This window comes from Agrococcus sp. UYP10 (assembly GCF_040547205.1).
GTDB classification, from domain to species: domain Bacteria; phylum Actinomycetota; class Actinomycetes; order Actinomycetales; family Microbacteriaceae; genus Agrococcus; species Agrococcus jenensis.
On sequence record NZ_JBEPPG010000001.1, the window covers coordinates 2291388 to 2306766 of the forward strand.

Consider the following 15379-nt stretch of genomic DNA (forward strand, 5'->3'; position numbering starts at 1 on the left):
GAGGGCGGCGGCGAGCGCCGCCCGGGGCTAGACGCCGCGGGCGAGCGCCGCGGCGCCGATGATGCCGGCGTTGTTGCGCAGCTTCGCGGGCACGATGGGCGTGTCGAGCGTGAGGAGCGGCAGGAAGAGCTCCGACGACTTCGAGACGCCGCCGCCGACGACGAAGAGGTCGGGCGAGAAGAGGAACTCGAGGTGCGTGTAGTAGCGCTGCAGGCGCTCGGCCCACGCCTCCCAGCTGAGTTCCTCGCGCTCGCGCGCACGGTTCGAGGCGCGCGACTCCGCGTCGTGGCCGTCGATCTCGAGGTGCCCGAGCTCGGCGTTGGGGATGAGCACCCCGTCGTAGATGAACGCGCCGCCGATGCCCGTGCCGAGCGTCGTCATGATGACAAGGCCGGCCGCGTCCTTCGCGGCGCCGTAGTGGTCCTCGGCGAAGCCGGCCGCATCCGCGTCGTTGACGAAGTGGATGTCGCGGCCGAGCGCCTGCTCGAACAGCCGCTCCGCCTCGAGCCCGATCCACGCCTTCGAGACGTTCGCGGCGCTCATCGTGCGGCCGTGGCGCACGATCGCGGGGAACGTCACCCCGATCGGCGTCCCCTCCGGCGCCTCGAGCCGGTCCACGAGCTCGACGACCGCATCGCGGATCGCGTCGGGCTCGCCGCCCTCGGGCGTCGGCAGCTTGACGCGGTCGCTGAGGAGCTCGCCCGTCTTCACATCGACGAGGGCGGCCTTGACGCCCGTCCCGCCGATGTCGACGCCGACGGCCTGGTGCTTCGACTTGGTCACGGCTCGCATCCTGCCACGGATCCCGCCGTGGAGCGGTCGTCCACGCGCGAGCCGGTCAGGCGGACGGCAGGGTCAGGATCTCGGCGCCGGACTCGCGCACGACGATGGTGTGCTCGAACTGCGCGGTGATGGATCGATCGCGCGTGACGACCGTCCAGTCGTCGTCCCAGCCCTCCCACTCGTGGGTGCCCAACGTCAGCATCGGCTCGATCGTGAACACCATGCCCGGCACGATCTCGGTGTCGTAGCGGTCGGTGTCGTAGTGGGGGATGATCAGCCCGGAGTGGAACGACGTGCCGACGCCGTGGCCCGTGAAGTCGCGCACGACCCCGTAGCCGAAGCGCTTCGCGTACATCTCGATCGCCCGGCCGATGACGTTGACGCGGCGACCCGGCATGGCGGCCCGGATGCCGCGCCGCAGCGCTTCCTCGGTGCGCTCGACGAGCTGCGCGACCTCGGGCGTGGCCTCGCCGACGATGAACGTGCGGTTGGAGTCACCATGCACGCCGTCGAGGTAGGCGGTGATGTCGATGTTCACGATGTCGCCCGGCTCGAGCTCGGTGTCGTCCGGGATCCCGTGGCAGATCACCTCGTTCACGCTCGAGCAGATCGACTTGCGGTAGTCGCGGTAGCCGAGCGTCGAGGGGTAGGCGCCGTGGCCGGTGACGAACTCGTGGCCGATCCGGTCGAGCTCGTCGGTCGTCACCCCCGCCTGCGCGGCGGCGCCGACAGCGGCGATCGCGTCGGCCGCGATCGTGCCGGCGCGGCGGATGCGCTCGATCGTCTCGTCGTCGTACGCGTCGCCGCCGACGTGCTTCGCCGGTGCCGGGCGCCCGACGTACTCGGGCCGTGCGATCGCGGGGTCGACCCGCCGCTCCGGGCCGATGCGGCCGGGGATGAGGTGACCACTCGCGTCCTTCGGCATGCGCTCCATCCTAGGAGGGCGGTGCTCATGCACCTCGCGGGCCGGGTCGACCCTGGACGCGCGCTCAGGGTGCGGATGGGGGACATCCGTAGCCTCGACGCATGGCTGATCAGTACACGTTCACCGACCCGACCGCCCGCTACGCCGACATCGACACGAAGCCCGTCTCGCAGGACGGCCCCGGCCTCGACTCCGGGCTGCGCGACCGCGCCGACCTCGGCGAGGAGAGCTACCGCGGCAGCGGCCGCCTCGAGGGGCGCAAGGCGCTCATCACCGGCGGCGACTCCGGCATCGGCGCCGCCACCGCGATCGCCTTCGCGCGCGAGGGCGCCGACGTCGCGATCTCGTACCTGCCGGAGGAGGAGAGCGACGCGCAGCGCATCGTCGCGCTCATCGAGGAGGCCGGCAGGACCGCCGTCGCGATCCCCGGCGACCTCACCGACCGCGCGTACTGCGCGCAGCTCGTCGCCACGACCGTCGAGCGGCTCGGCGGCCTCGACATCCTCGTCTCGAACGGCGGCAAGCAGCAGTACGTCGACCGCCTCGAGGACCTCACCGACGAGGCGTTCGACGAGACGTTTAAGACCAACGTCTACGCCTTCTTCTGGCTCGCGAAGGATGCCGTGCCGCACATGCCGCCGGGCTCGACGATCATCGCGACCTCGTCCATCCAGGCGTACCAGCCCTCCGAGAACCTCGTCGACTACGCGACGACGAAGGCGGCGATGAACACGATGAGCAAGGCGCTCTCGCAGCAGCTCGCGCCGCGCGGCATCCGCGTCAACGTGGTCGCGCCCGGACCGGTGTGGACGCCGCTGCAGACGGCCGGCGGCCAGCCGACCGACGTGCTGCCGGAGTTCGGCCAGCAGACGCCGCTCGGCCGCGCCGGGCAGCCCGCGGAGCTCGCGCCCGCCTTCGTGTTCCTCGCCTCGGGCGAGTCGAGCTACGTCGTCGGCGAGACGCTCCACGTCAACGGCGGGATGCCCACGCCGTGATCGGGCCGGCCGGGATCGGCACCGCCCTGCGCTGGCGGGGCGGTGCGCCGGTCCCGGCGCCGCTCGACGAGCGCGACGCCGACGGCTACGCCGACCTGCGCACGTATGCGTCGATCGGCGACGGCCGCACGATCGCGCTCGTCGCGCGCGACGGCAGCATCGACTGGCTGCCGCTGCCGGCGGTCGACGCGATGCCCGCCTTCGCCGCGCTGCTCGACGCCGAGCGGGGCGGCAGGGTCGCGCTCGCGCCGCTCGACCCGCACCGCGTCGAGCGGCGCTATCTCGAGGGCGGCAACGTGCTCGAGACCACCTTCACGACCGACGCCGGCGTCGTGCGCATCACCGACTCCCTCAACACCGGCATGGCGGGGCGATTGCCGTGGTGCGAGCTCGCCCGCCGCATCGACGGCGTCGAGGGCGAGGTCGAGCTGCGCGGCGAGATCGCGCCGGGCACGATGCTCGGCACCGCGTCGCCGTGGGCCAGCGAGACCGTGCACGGCACCGTGCTGCGGGTCGGCGGGCTGACGCTCGCCCCGCGCACCCTGCACGCCGCCGACGTCGAGGTCGGCGCGCGCGGCATGGTCGCGCGCTTCCGCACGTCGCCCGGGTCACGGCACCTGCTCGGCTTCGTCGCGACCGACTCCGAGCCGCTGCTGCTGCCGGATCCCGCCGCGATGGACGCGGGCATCGACCGCACGATCGACGCGTGGCGGCGCTGGACGGCGTCGTGCACGTACGACGGGCCGTGGCCCGAGGCGGTGCACCGCAGCGCGCTCGTGCTCAAGCAGCTCATCTACGCGCCGACCGGCGGCATCGCCGCCGCCGCGACCACCTCGCTCCCGGAGTCGCTGACCGTGCGGAAGGGCTGGGACTACCGGTACTCGTGGATCCGCGACACCGCCTACTCGCTCGGCGTGCTGCTGCAGCTCGGCGTCAGCGAGGAGGTCCACGGCGCGATGACCTGGATGCTGCGGCTGCTCAAGGACCACAGCGAGACCGCCGTGCTCCACGGGCTCGACGGCCGTGTGCCGGGCGACGACGTCGACGAGCACGACGTGCACGGCTGGCGCGGCGCGCAGCCGGTCGTGACCGGCAACCGAGCCGCCGGCCAGCTGCAGCTCGGCGTCTACGGCGACATCTTCAGCATCGTCGCGATGTACGTCGACGCCGGGAACGTGCTCGACGCACCCACCGGCCGGCTCCTGACCGAGATCGCCGACCTCGCGGCCGACCGCTGGCGGCGCGTCGACGCCGGCATGTGGGAGCTGCCCGACCACCGGCACTACACGACGTCGAAGCTCGGCTGCTGGCACGCGCTCCAGCAGGCCGCGCACCTCGCCGACATCGGCCAGATCCCCGGCGATGCAGCCCGCTGGCGGTTCGAGGCCGACGCGATCCGCGCGTGGGTCGAGGAGCACTGCTGGTCGGAGGAGCGCGGGGCGTACGTCTGGCACCCGGACACCGACGAGCTCGACGCCTCGATCCTGCTGCACGCGATCAGCGGCTTCGACCGCGGCGACCGGATGCGGCGCACCCTCGACGCGCTCGACGCGGAGCTCGGGCGCGGCCCGCACCTCGTGCGCTGGTCGAGCGCCGAGCGCGAGGAGTCGTCGTTCGTCGCCTGCTCGTTCTGGATGGTCGCCGCCCGAGCGCTGTGCGGACAGGTCGACGAGGCTCGGCAGCGCATGGAGGCGCTGCTCGCTGAGGCACCGAACGACGTCGGCCTGCTCTCGGAGATGCTCGAGCCCGAGACGGGCGCCTTCCTCGGCAACCTCCCGCAGGCGCTCAGCCACCTCGCGCTCGCGCAGGCGGCGATCACGGTGCAGGCCGCGGAGCGCGACGCGGGCGACGGCGGCTGACGCCGAGCGGCCTCCCGACCGGCTCCCTGGAGTCGCAGAGCCGACGTGGCTACGCTCGGCCCCATGAACGCCGCGGAGTACTGGTACAACCTCGAGACGGGCGTCGTCGAGGAGGGCATGGTCTCGCCGGGCTACGACCGGGCAGGGCCGTTCACGTCGCGCGAGGAGGCAGCGCGCGCGCCGGAGATCATCAAGCAGCGCTCGCAGCAGTGGGCGGCGGAGGAGGCAGCCGCCGACTCGTGGGGCAGCGGCGCGAAGCCCCGCGACGACGAGGGGTAGCGCGCCGCCCTGCCGTTGGCCGCTTCAGGCCGCGGCGAGCACCTTGCGGAGCGTGCGCACGTTGCGCGTCGTGGTGGCGTCCTTCCCGGAGCCCTGCGAACGCCCGGCTCGCTCCGACGCCTTCGCGAAGCCGCTCGTGAGCGTGGTGCCCTTGGGGTTCGACCAGTAGAGCACCCCGTCGCCTGCGGCGATGGCCTCGCCGTCGGCGGTCTCGAGCTGCGCGAGCGCATCGATCACGCCGGGCTCGAGCTCGAAGATGACGTACGGCGTGTGCTCGTCGTCCTCGCCGTGCGGGTATGCGTCGACGATCCGCTGCAGCGCGTCGATCCCGATGCCGAGCACGCGGATCCGACGCCCGTAGCGCGCCTCGAGGGCCTCCTCGGCCGTCGTGGCCGCTGCGGCGGCGCTCCCGGCGGTCACGACCGCATTGCCGCTCGCGAGCACGGTCGCGACATCGTCGAGTCCCGCCTCCGCGAGCAGCGCGCGGAGGTCTGCGGAGCGCACGGTGACGCCGCCGACGTTGACGCCGCGGAGCAGCAGGGCGACGCGCACGGCTGGCTACTCGTACTCGTGCTCGCGCGCCGGGTAGGCGCCGGACGACACGTCCTCGCGGAACGACACCGCGGCCTCCTCGAGCGTCTGGGCGAGCTGCGCGTACTGCTTGACGAACTTGGGGATGCGGCCGCTCGTGAAGCCGGCCCAGTCGCTCCAGACCAGCAGCTGCCCGTCGCAGTGCGGGCCGGCGCCGACCGAGATCGTGGGGATCGACAGCGTCTCGGTCACCCGTCGCGCCGACTCCGACGGCACCATCTCGAGCACGACCGCGAAGGCGCCCGCGTCCTCGACCGCGCGCGCGTCGCGCAGCAGCTGCTCGATGCCGGCGTCGCCTCGCGCCTGGATCACGTGCCCGCCGAGCCCGTGCTCCGACTGCGGCGTGTAGCCGATGTGCGCCATGACCGGGATGCCGGCCTCGACGATCCGCCGGATCTGCTCGGCCGAGCGCTCGCCGCCCTCGAGCTTCACGGCGTGCGCGCCCGTCTCCTTCATGAAGCGGATCGCGGTGTGCACAGCCTCTCGCGGGTTCGTCTCGTACGAGCCGAACGGCAGGTCGGCGATGACGAGCGCCCGCTTCGCGGCGCGCGCGACGGCGCGGGTGAGGGGGATGAGCTCGTCGACGGTGACGGGGAGGGTCGTGTCGTAGCCGAAGACCGTGTTGCCGGCCGAGTCGCCGACGAGCAGGAAGTCGATGCCCGCGCGGTCGAAGATGCCCGCCGAGAGGTAGTCGTAGCTCGTGAGCCCGACGATCTTGACGCCGTCGCGCTTCGCCTGCGAGAAGTGGCGCGTGCGCACGCGCTTCGGTCCCGCGGAGCCGCCGCCGTACGGGGCCGCCGCCTCCTGCGCACCCTCGGTCGGCGACTGCGCCGCCGGGGCCTGATCGTCCTGTCCGGAGCCGCGCTGCTGTGAACCACCCTGTGCCATGCCCCGAGCCTAACCTCACGCATCTGCGCGACCACTAGCCTGAAGGGAGGCAGAGAGAGGTACGGGATGGACAAGCAGCGAGACTTCGTGCTGCGCACGATCGAGGAGCGCGGCGTGAAGTTCGTGCGCCTGTGGTTCACGGATGTGCTGGGCACGCTGAAGTCGGTGGCGATCGCCCCGGCCGAGGTGGAGGGCGCCTTCACCGAGGGGCTCGGCATCGACGGCTCGTCGATCGAGGGGCTCTCGCGCTCGTCCGAGGCCGACGTCATCGCGAAGGCCGACCCGTCGACCTTCCAGATCCTCCCGTGGCGCGGCGAGGTCGACCCGACCGCCCGCATGTTCTGCGACATCTCCACCCCGGACGGCCAGCCCGCCGCCGCCGACCCGCGCCACGTGCTCAAGCGCACGCTCGCGAAGGCGGCTGATCGCGGCTTCAGCTTCTACACGCACCCCGAGTGCGAGTTCTACCTGCTCAAGTCGGCCGACGTCGCCAACCCCGAGCCCGTCGACCACGCGGGCTACTTCGACAACGTGCCCGGCGGCACCGCGCACGACTTCCGCCGCGCGAGCGTGCGCATGCTCGAGGACATCGGCATCTCGGTGGAGTTCAGCCACCACGAGGCAGGGCCCGGCCAGAACGAGATCGACCTGCGGTACGCGGATGCGCTCTCCACGGCCGACAACATCATGACCTTCCGCACGGTGGTCAAGGAGGTCGCCCAGTCCGAGGGCGTCTACGCCACCTTCATGCCGAAGCCGTTCGAGGGCCACCCAGGCAGCGGCATGCACACGCACCTCTCGCTCTTCGAGGGCGAGCGCAACGCGTTCTACGACGCATCCGGGCAGTACCGGCTGTCGAAGATCGGCCGGCAGTTCATGGCCGGGCTGCTGCACCACGCGCCCGAGTTCACGGCCGTGACGAACCAGTACGTCAACTCCTACAAGCGCATGTGGTCCGGCGACGAGGCGCCCAGCTTCGTGAGCTGGGGCCACAACAACCGCTCCGCGCTCGTGCGCGTGCCGCTCTCGAAGCCCAACAAGGCGCAGTCGGCCCGCATCGAGTACCGCGGCCTCGACTCGGCGGCGAACCCGTACCTCGCGTTCTCGGTGCTGCTCGCCGCTGGCCTGAAGGGCATCGAGGAGGGCTACGAGCTGCCCGACGAGGCGGTCGACGACATCTGGCAGCTCTCCGACAAGGAGCGCAAGGCGCTCGGCTTCAAGCCGCTGCCCGCGAGCCTCGACCGCGCCATCGGCGCGATGGAGGAGTCGGAGCTCGTCGCCGAGACGCTCGGCGAGCAGGTGTTCTCGTACTTCGTCCGCAACAAGCGCGAGGACTGGCAGCGCTACCGCGCGCAGGTGACGCGCGTCGAGCTCGAGTCGAACCTGCTCACGCTGTAGCCCATGCGCGTCCCGTCTCCCCGGGTGCGGCTCGCCCAGCTCGGCTTCCGGGAGCCGAGCAAGGCGGAGGCGTGCCTGGCGGAGCTGCCGGAGGCGCTGCACGGGCTCGTCGACGAGTGCGCGCGCTCCGCCGACCCCGACACCGCGCTGCAGATGCTCGTGCGGCTCGAGCGCGCCGGCATCGACCTGGGCGACGTGCTCGACGACGCCGAGGCGCGCGCGTCGCTCGTGCGCGTGCTCGGCGGCTCGCTCGGGATCGGGGAGCACCTCGAGCGGCACGCCGAGGACCTCGACGTCGCCGCGCGGCCCGCGGCGCCCGCCGAAGCCGCGACCTACCGCGCGAGCATGCTCGAGGCCGTCGCGGCCGAGGACGGCGCCACGACGATGCCGCGCGACCGCGCGGTCTCAGCGATGCGCGGCCGCTACCGGCGCCACCTCACCGAGCTGGTCGCCTGGGACCTCCGCCTCGACGACCCGGCCGACTTCGTGCACGTCGTCTCCGCGGCGCTCGCCGACCTCGCCGCGGCCGCCCTCGAGGCCGGGCTCGCGATCGCCCGCTCGGCGGCGCGGGAGCGCTTCGGCGCGGACGCCGACCGCGTGCGGCTCGCGATCATCGGCATGGGCAAGGCGGGCGCGCGCGAGCTGAACTACATCAGCGACGTCGACGTCATCTGGGTGCACGAGGCCGACGACCTCGAGGACCCGCGCGCCACGCAGGTCGCGACGCTGCTCGCGCGCGAGACGGCCGCCGCGTGCTCGCAGTTCCAGGCCGCGCCGCCGCTGTGGGAGGTCGACAGCAACCTGCGGCCGGAGGGCAAGGACGGCGCGCTCACCCGCACGCTCGCATCCCACGTCGCCTACTACGACCGCTGGGCGAAGTCGTGGGAGTTCCAGGCGCTGCTCAAGGCGCGGTTCCTCGCCGGCGACGAGGCGCTCGGCGCGGCCTACGAGGCGTCGGTGCGGTCGAAGGTGTGGGAGTCGTCGAGTCGCGAGGGCTTCGTGGAGTCGGTGCAGCGGATGCGCGAGCGCGTCACCGAGCACATCCCCGCCGACGAGGTCGGCCGGCAGCTCAAGCTCGGGCCCGGCGGCCTGCGCGACGTCGAGTTCACGGTGCAGCTGCTGCAGCTCGTCCACGGCGCCGACGACGCGTCGCTGCGGCAGCGCGGCACGCTCGAGGCGCTCGACGCCCTCGCCGCGCGCGGCACGATCGGCCGCGCGGACCGGCTCGAGTTCGGCGCCCACTACCGGTTCCTGCGCGTGCTCGAGCACCGCATCCAGTTCTGGCGCATGCGCCGCACGCACCTCATGCCGCTCGGCGAGGACGACCTGCGCCGGCTCGCGCGCGCCGCGCGGCTCGCCGACGCCGAGGTGCTCGAGCGGCAGTGGCAGGCGACGCGCCGCGCGGTGCGCTCGCTGCACGAGCGGCTCTTCTACCGCCCGCTGCTCGGCGCGATGGCGTCGCTCGGCCACGAGGACGTGCGGCTGAGCCCCGAGCACGCCATGCGGCGCCTGCAGGCGTCCGGCTACGTCGACGGCAAGGGCGCGCTCGCGCACATCGGTGAGCTCACCGCGGGCGTCAGCCGCCGCGCGCAGATCCAGCGCCTGCTGCTGCCGGTGCTGCTCGGCTGGTTCGCCGAGGGCGCCGATCCCGACATGGGCCTGCTCGCCTTCCGCCGGCTGAGCGAGGCGCTGGGGGAGAGCCCCTGGTTCCTGCGGATGCTCCGCGACTCACCCGTCGCAGCGCAGCGCCTCAGCCACCTGCTCTCCTCGTCGCGGCTGATCGCCTCGCTCATGGAGCGCATCCCGGAGGCCGCCTCGTGGCTCGACAGCGACGAGCAGCTGCGGCCCCGCAGCGAGGCGGCGCTGCGCGACGAGACGGCCGCCGTGCTCGCTCGGCACCACGACCCGGATGCCGTGCGGCAGGCGCTGCGCTCGCTGCGCCGCCGCGAGCACCTGCGCATCGCGATGGCGAGTGCGCTGCAGCGCATCGACGAGAGCGCCGTCGGCGCCGCCCTGAGCGGCATGGCCGCTGCGCTCGTCGACGCGGCGATCCGCCTGCACCGGCCGGAGGGGCTCGAGCTCGCGACCATCACGATGGGCCGCACGGGCGGTCGCGAGATCGGCTTCGGCAGCGACATCGACGTGCTGCACGTCGCGCGCGGCGAGGGCGACGCGATCGCGGCGGCGACCGCCGTCATCCGCCGCGTGCAGGAGACGCTCGCCGACCCGACGCTGCCGTTCGAGCTGGATGCGGGGCTGCGGCCCGAGGGCAGGCAGGGTCCGCTCGTGCGGACCATCGAGAGCTACCGCGCCTACTACGAGCGCTGGTCGGAGCCGTGGGAGGCGCAGGCGCTGCTGCGCGCGCGGCCGTTCGCGGGCGACGAGGGGCTCGCGGCGGAGCTCATGGCGGTCATCGACGAGCGCCGGTACCCGCGCGACTTCCCCGCGTCGTCGGTGCGCGAGGTGCGTCGCATCAAGGCGCGCGTCGAGACCGAGCGGCTGCCGCAGAACGCGGATCGCCGGCGCCACCTGAAGCTCGGCGACGGTGCGCTCAGCGACGTCGAGTGGCTCGTGCAGCTGCTGCAGCTGCGCCACGCGGGACGGCTGCCGAGCCTCCGGACGCCGTCGACGCTCGAGGCGCTCGCCGCCGCCGCGCGCGAGGAGCTGCTCTCCGACCGGGATGTCGAGGTGCTGCGGGAGGCGTGGCAGCTCGCGACCCGCATCCGCAACGGGCTCGCGCTCGCCCGCGCGCGCACGATCGACCTGCTGCCGGTCGACCGCGGCGAGCTCGAGGCGGTCGCGCGGCTCGTGGGGATGCCGTCGGGGTCAGCGCGCGACCTCGAGGAGCACTACCTCGCGGCGACCCGGCGCGCACGCCGCGTCTTCGAGCGCCGCTTCTACGAGGACTGACCGCCACGCTCGTCGAGTAGCACCGAAGGCGCGTATCGAGACGACCCACCCCGGCGCTCGTCGAGCACCCCTGTCTTGCCCGTCGAGCAGCACCGAAGGCGCGCATCGAGACGACCCGTTCCCAGCCACCCCGCCTACGCTGGCCCGATGTTCTTCATCTTCGGCTTCGGCGCCAAGCAGCAGGACCTCGGCCCCGGCGAGACCCGCACGTGCATGCGCTGCCACAACACGACGGTCTGGGGCCGCACGCGCGAGTCGAAGCAGTTCACGCTCTTCTTCATCCCCATCGCCCGCTGGGGCCGCCGCGAGTACGAGGTCTGCGGCATCTGCGGCAACGCCGTCGCGATCTGAGCGATCGGCCTCAGGCAGCGGGCTCGTCGGTCAGCGGGTCGAGGCGGAAGACCGCGCATCGCGGAGCAGCCTCGGCGAAGTCGTCCGCGCTCGCGTCAGGGCCGGCTTCGAAGATCTGCGCCGCGATCTTGCGACCCTGGCTGTGCTGGTGCCAGTAGGCCCGCAGCACCGGCCCGCGCTCGTGCGGCTCCATCTCGGTGAAGCGCACCGGCTCGAGGCGCCGGCCGCGCTGGATCGACCCGGCTCCCGCAGCCCGCACGTTCTTCACCCATGACATCCGCCGGCCCGCGACGACGTAGCGATCGCCGTCGAGCGAGACGATCGAGACGGGTGTCGGCCGCGGTTCGCCGCTCGTCCGCCCGGGCACGATCAGGATGTGCGGCGGTCCGATCGCGACACCCGCGTTGTGCAGGAGCAGCATCATGCGGTTGGCGTGCTTGAGCCATGGGGGGAGCTTCGTGTCCTGCGGCACCCGGGTGCGGACCTCTCTCTGCGCCGTGCGACGCGGGTGCAGTCGCGGTCGTCTCATCGGCATCCAGTATGCCGGGCGGACGCCGGCACGACCGACGACCGCGAGCTCGATCGGGCTGAGCGCGGCACCGCGCCCGACTGGCGGCCGGCGCGGCGCTCAGACCGATCGAGCGCACACCCTCTCGGTCGCAGCGCGCACGCAGAGGGGCCGGGTCCCCCCAAGGAACCCGGCCCCCGTCTCTGTGCGCGGTGGCGTCAGACGTCAGACCCCGTAGTAGAGCTCGAACTCGAAGGGGTGCGGACGGAGCGCCATCGGCAGGATCTCGGACTCGCGCTTCATCGCGACCCAGGTGTCGATGAGGTCCTTCGTGAACACGTTGCCCTCGAGCAGGAACTCGTGGTCCTGCTCCAGCGCGACGAGCGCCTCCTCGAGCGTGCCGGGCACCTGGGGGATGTCCTTGGCCTCCTCGGGAGGCAGCTCGTAGAGGTCCTTGTCGACGGGCTCGTGCGGCTCGATGCGGTTCTTGATGCCGTCGAGGCCGGCCATCATCTGCGCCGCGAAGGCGAGGTACGGGTTCGAGGCGCCGTCGGGAGCGCGGAACTCGATGCGCTTCGCCTTGGGGTTCGAGCCCGTGATCGGGATGCGGACGGCCGCGGAGCGGTTGCCGGCCGAGTAGACCAGGTTGACCGGCGCCTCGAAGCCCTTCACGAGGCGGCGGTACGAGTTGATCGACGGGTTCGTGAACGCGAGCACCGCGGGGGCGTGCGCGAGCAGGCCGCCGATGTACCAGCGAGCGAGGTCGGAGAGGTTGCCGTAGCCGTTCTCGTCGAAGAAGAGCGGCTTGCCGTCGAGCCACAGCGACTGGTGCGTGTGCATGCCCGAGCCGTTGTCGCCGAAGAGCGGCTTCGGCATGAACGTGGCCGTCTTGCCCCACTGCTCGGCCGTGTTCTTCACGATGTACTTGAAGGCGAGGATCTCGTCGGCCGCCTTGACCATCGTGTTGAAGCGGTAGTTGATCTCGGCCTGGCCGCCGGTGCCCACCTCGTGGTGGCTGCGCTCGACCTGCAGGCCGATGCCCTCGAGCTTGAGCACGATGTCGTCGCGGAGGTCGGCCTGCTTGTCGACCGGCGAGACGGGGAAGTAGCCGCCCTTGTAGGGCGTCTTGTTGGCAAGGTTGCCGCCCTCCTCGACGCGACCCGAGTTCCAGGCGCCCTCCTCGGAGTCGACCGAGTGGAACGACTGGTTCTGCGTGACCGAGTAGCGCACGTCGTCGAAGACGTAGAACTCCGCCTCGGGGGCGAAGAAGGCGGTGTCGGCGATGCCGGTCGAGGCCAGGTACTGCTCGGCCTTGTGCGCGACCTGCCGCGGGTCGCGGTGGTAGATCTCACCGGTGCGCGGGTTGTAGATGTCGAAGATCATCACGAGCGTCTTGTGCTCGCGGAAGGGGTCGACGTAGGCCGTCGTCACATCCGGGATGAGCTGCATGTCGGACTCGTGGATGTTCGCGAAGCCGCGGATCGACGAGCCGTCGAACAGCTGGCCGACGGTGAAGAACTCCTCGTCGACCGTGGACGCGGGGATGTTGAAGTGCTGCTGCACACCCGGCAGGTCCGTGAAGCGGATGTCGAGGAAGCGCACCTCCTCTGCCTTGATGTAGGCGAGGACCTCGGACGAATCCTTGAACATGGTGCTCCTTGACTTTGGGGGTAGGGCGGATGCCTTGGCATCGACGCTACGCAGGAGCCGTTGCCCGCCCGTGACGCCGATGTTTCGGCGGTGTTACGTCAGCGGGGGCGACCGGGCCGCACGCGGCGCGGATCGATGCCCTTCGGGATGGGCAGGCTCGCCTGGCCGAGGGAGGTGAGGCGGTTCGCGACGGCCATCACCTCGGCGCGGCTGAGCGTGCGCTTGAGGCGCCGCATGGAGCGCGTGAGCTTGCGCAGCTCGAGCTCGGAGTCGGGGCCGATCTCGATGACGTGGATCGGCACGTTCGGCACGATGCGCTTGACCTTGCGCTTCTCCTCGCCGAGCAGGCGCGACAGCCGCTCGCGCGGGCCCTCAGCGATGAGCACGACGCCGGGCTTGCCCACGGCGCGGTAGACGGCGTCCTGCGTGCGCGGGTTGACGCCCACCGGCATCTCGCTCGTCGTCCAGTTGCCGCGCAGGCCGTTCTTCAGCACCGCGCCGACCGCACCGGGGCGACCCTCGATCTGCGCGAACGCGATCTTCTCGGCGCGCCACGTGAGCGTCATCATCATGAGCATCAGGCCGATGAGCACGCCGCTGATGATCCAGAGGATCAGGAAGAGCGTGTCCTGTCGGAAGACGATCGCGAGCACCGTGATGATCACGATGGGGCCGAAGAACGCCGCCAGCAGCAGCGGCAGCGCGAGCCGGTCGTTCCTGCGGGTCATCTGGAAGATGGACCACATCGTCTTGAGCCTGCCGGGCTCCTTCTCGCTGTCGCGTGCCATGACGACAGGATACCGGCGTGCGGGCGCCTCGCTCTCCACAGGCATCGGCCCGAGGCCCGCGCGGACGCGGCCCGCACTGGCAGGGTCCGGGACGTGGACCAGGTGGACGAGACGGCTGCGGCGGATGAGGCGGTCTCCGTCGACGCGGGAGTCTCCGTGGACGGGGCCGAGGAGGAGGACCGACCGACGATCGCCGGCCACCCGCTCGTGCGCCTGCTGCGCCGCACCGCCGAGCGCGAGGTGTGGGTCGCGGCGGATGCGTCGGGCGCGGGTGTCGAGCTGCAGCGCAGCATGCCGGGGGAGGAGGCGCTCCTCGCCCGCGAGGTCGAGGCGCTGCTCCTCGCCGATCACGCGCACCTCGAGCCGATCCTCGACGTCGCCACGGACGCGGGAGTGGTCGTCGTGCGGCCGCTGCTGCCGCGCGACCTGGCCGACTGGCTGCGCGACCGAGGGGCACCCGACCCGGGCGAGGCGGTGACCGCGCTCGCGCCGATCGCGGCGGCCCTCGGTGCGCTGCACGCGGTCGGGGCGACGGCGGGCGCCGTCAGCGCGCACCACGTACGGCTCGACGCCGACGGCGCGCCGCTCCTCACCGGCGAGGGCGCGCGCGTCGAGGCGGCGAAGCCGTCGATCGCCTGGCGCGAGGGCAGCGCCGGGGTCGCGGCGGATGCCGATGCGTGGCGCTCGCTCGCCGAGGCGGTGCTCGCCGGGTGCGGTGAGGCGCTGCCCGACGCCGTCGAGCGTGCGATCGCCGCGCGGGACCTCGCAGCCGCCGGCGCGGCGCTGCTCGAGGCCTGGCCGGCGCTGCCCCTCGCGCTCCAGCCGGACGTCGGCGCAGCGGTCGCCACGACGCAGCGTCGCAGACGCATCCGTGCAGAGGGGCTCGAAGCAGTGTGGGCGCGCGCGGCGGTGCTGCTCGAGCGGGTCGCGGGGCGGATGCGGTGGCCCGGGGGCGGTGTCGTCGGGAGGAGCCTCGCGGCCGTGCGCCCGAGGTTCTGGGCTGTCGCCGTCGGCGGCGTCGCGGCGGTCGCGCTCGCGCTGCTGCTGCCCGCACCGGGCGCGGCGGACGAGGGGAGCCGGGCGGCCGAGCGCAGCGACGCCTCGGCCCGGCCGACCGCCTCGTCGCCCGTCTCGCCGCGGCCGCAGGCGCAGCCGCACGAGCCGGCGATGACGGACGACCCGGTCGCGGGCGCGGCGCTGCTGCTCGCCGAGCGCGAGGCCTGCCTCGCCGTGGGCGACGCGGCATGCCTCGTCGGCCTCCACGAGCCCGACAGCCCGCAGCTCACGGCCGCATCGCCCTGGCGCATGCCTGACGACGGGCGGCTCGAGCTCGTGCAGCGCCTCGGCGACGCGTGGCTGCTGCGGGTCGTCTCGGAACGAGCACCGGCCTCGGTGCTCGTGATGAGCACCGAGGCCGGTTGGACCCTGCGTGACGCCTGGTCGGCGCCCTAGCG

At 72.6% G+C, this 15379-nt stretch carries 14 protein-coding genes; 7 read left to right on the plus strand and 7 right to left on the minus strand.

Annotated features, from left to right (window positions below; genetic code table 11):
* Nucleotides 1-27 precede the first annotated feature (27 nt).
* The gene (gene ppgK / locus ABIB37_RS11280) at nucleotides 28-783 is read right to left on the minus strand and encodes a polyphosphate--glucose phosphotransferase (protein WP_354260440.1); all 756 of its coding nucleotides are present in this window, start codon (nucleotides 781-783) and stop codon (nucleotides 28-30) included.
* 55 nt (nucleotides 784-838) lie between these two features.
* Nucleotides 839-1708, minus strand: a complete 870-nt coding sequence (map, locus tag ABIB37_RS11285; RefSeq protein WP_354260442.1) for a type I methionyl aminopeptidase — start codon at nucleotides 1706-1708, stop codon at nucleotides 839-841.
* Between the two features lie 101 nt (nucleotides 1709-1809).
* Here map and ABIB37_RS11290 point away from each other — a divergent pair, with 101 nt between their 5' ends.
* The 3 genes from ABIB37_RS11290 (at nucleotide 1810) to ABIB37_RS11300 (ending at nucleotide 4841) form a co-directional block, all read left to right on the plus strand.
* Nucleotides 1810-2703, plus strand: a complete 894-nt coding sequence (locus ABIB37_RS11290) for an SDR family oxidoreductase (protein WP_354260444.1) — start codon at nucleotides 1810-1812, stop codon at nucleotides 2701-2703.
* A complete protein-coding gene (locus ABIB37_RS11295) occupies nucleotides 2700-4562 on the plus strand; it encodes a glycoside hydrolase family 15 protein (protein ID WP_502914047.1) in 1863 nt (620 codons plus the stop codon). Before ABIB37_RS11290 ends, ABIB37_RS11295 begins: the two co-directional genes overlap by 4 nt.
* 63 nt (nucleotides 4563-4625) lie before the next feature.
* Nucleotides 4626-4841 (plus strand): SPOR domain-containing protein, encoded by a 216-nt coding sequence (locus ABIB37_RS11300; protein ID WP_123698061.1) that lies wholly within the window; start codon nucleotides 4626-4628, stop codon nucleotides 4839-4841.
* A 24-nt stretch (nucleotides 4842-4865) separates the two neighbouring features.
* Here ABIB37_RS11300 and ABIB37_RS11305 read toward each other — a convergent pair whose 3' ends face one another.
* Complete coding sequence (locus tag ABIB37_RS11305) at nucleotides 4866-5393, minus strand: DUF1697 domain-containing protein (protein ID WP_354260446.1); 528 nt, start codon at nucleotides 5391-5393, stop codon at nucleotides 4866-4868.
* A gap of 6 nt (nucleotides 5394-5399) precedes the next feature.
* Nucleotides 5400-6320, minus strand: a complete 921-nt coding sequence (gene panB / locus ABIB37_RS11310) for a 3-methyl-2-oxobutanoate hydroxymethyltransferase (RefSeq protein WP_354260448.1) — start codon at nucleotides 6318-6320, stop codon at nucleotides 5400-5402.
* A gap of 66 nt (nucleotides 6321-6386) precedes the next feature.
* Here panB and ABIB37_RS11315 point away from each other — a divergent pair, with 66 nt between their 5' ends.
* The 3 genes from ABIB37_RS11315 to ABIB37_RS11325 all read left to right on the plus strand — a co-directional run bounded on the left by ABIB37_RS11315 (nucleotide 6387) and on the right by ABIB37_RS11325 (nucleotide 10979).
* Nucleotides 6387-7718: a glutamine synthetase family protein gene (locus tag ABIB37_RS11315; RefSeq protein ID WP_123698058.1), complete on the plus strand. Its 1332-nt coding sequence runs from the start codon at nucleotides 6387-6389 to the stop codon at nucleotides 7716-7718.
* 3 nt (nucleotides 7719-7721) lie between these two features.
* Nucleotides 7722-10628, plus strand: coding sequence for a bifunctional [glutamine synthetase] adenylyltransferase/[glutamine synthetase]-adenylyl-L-tyrosine phosphorylase (locus ABIB37_RS11320; RefSeq protein WP_354260450.1), 2907 nt, complete (start codon nucleotides 7722-7724; stop codon nucleotides 10626-10628).
* Between the two features lie 147 nt (nucleotides 10629-10775).
* Nucleotides 10776-10979: a zinc-ribbon domain-containing protein gene (locus ABIB37_RS11325; protein ID WP_354260452.1), complete on the plus strand. Its 204-nt coding sequence runs from the start codon at nucleotides 10776-10778 to the stop codon at nucleotides 10977-10979.
* Nucleotides 10980-10989: 10 nt separating this feature from the next.
* On the opposite strand, the gene ABIB37_RS11330 is transcribed toward ABIB37_RS11325, so the two are convergent.
* The 3 genes from ABIB37_RS11330 to ABIB37_RS11340 form a co-directional block, all read right to left on the minus strand.
* The gene (locus ABIB37_RS11330; RefSeq protein WP_354260454.1) at nucleotides 10990-11403 is read right to left on the minus strand and encodes a nitroreductase/quinone reductase family protein; all 414 of its coding nucleotides are present in this window, start codon (nucleotides 11401-11403) and stop codon (nucleotides 10990-10992) included.
* Nucleotides 11404-11712: 309 nt separating this feature from the next.
* Nucleotides 11713-13137 (minus strand): type I glutamate--ammonia ligase, encoded by a 1425-nt coding sequence (gene glnA / locus ABIB37_RS11335; protein ID WP_354260456.1) that lies wholly within the window; start codon nucleotides 13135-13137, stop codon nucleotides 11713-11715.
* 98 nt (nucleotides 13138-13235) lie between these two features.
* Entirely contained in the window at nucleotides 13236-13925 is a 690-nt protein-coding gene (locus ABIB37_RS11340; RefSeq protein ID WP_354260458.1) for a DUF4191 domain-containing protein, read from the minus strand.
* 93 nt (nucleotides 13926-14018) lie between these two features.
* On the opposite strand from ABIB37_RS11340, the gene ABIB37_RS11345 reads away from it, so the two are divergent.
* On the plus strand, nucleotides 14019-15377 hold the full coding sequence (locus tag ABIB37_RS11345; protein ID WP_354260460.1) for a serine/threonine-protein kinase: 1359 nt from the start codon (nucleotides 14019-14021) through the stop codon (nucleotides 15375-15377).
* Nucleotides 15378-15379 lie beyond the last annotated feature (2 nt).